General features: G+C 43.1%; 1 protein-coding gene and 1 pseudogene. Both read left to right on the top strand.

Annotation, left to right across the window (positions count from 1 at the left end; all coding sequences use genetic code 11):
• Positions 1-136, top strand: a pseudogene (locus AB4486_RS27060) (lipopolysaccharide heptosyltransferase II); the annotation flags it as partial.
• Positions 137-149: 13 nt separating this feature from the next.
• Positions 150-418: glycosyltransferase N-terminal domain-containing protein (locus AB4486_RS27065; protein ID WP_372119864.1), on the top strand; the 269-nt coding region annotated here is incomplete at its 3' end.

Genomic DNA, 418 nt, shown 5'->3' on the forward strand with positions numbered 1-418 from the left:
TACTGATATTGAGTGCCGACCTTGCTTTGAACGAACTTGTCCCAAGCAGCATCTAAAGTGCCTAACTGAGTTAATGCCGAGTAGAGTCATTAGTGCTATTGAGCAGTTTGATGTTATTTCCCAAGGCAAAATATAAATAAGGTCGTTATATGAGCATCGTCGTTCGTTGGGCCTATACCGCGCTACTTTTCCTTATTAGCCCTATTCTGCTTTGGGGCCTATATCGCTCCAAAGCAAACAAACCGCCTTTTGGTCATCGCTGGAAAGAGCATTTCGGATTTACACCGCCTATTAAGAATAGACAATCGGGTGTGATTTGGATTCATGCCGTTTCAGTAGGGGAAGTGCTGGCGAGTAAGAAGTTAGTTGAACAACTGGCGATACAAAACCCAGATAAAAGAATACTGATCACTACAAC

The organism is Vibrio sp. 10N.222.55.C6, from assembly GCF_041473395.1.
Lineage (GTDB): Bacteria > Pseudomonadota > Gammaproteobacteria > Enterobacterales > Vibrionaceae > Vibrio > Vibrio crassostreae_C.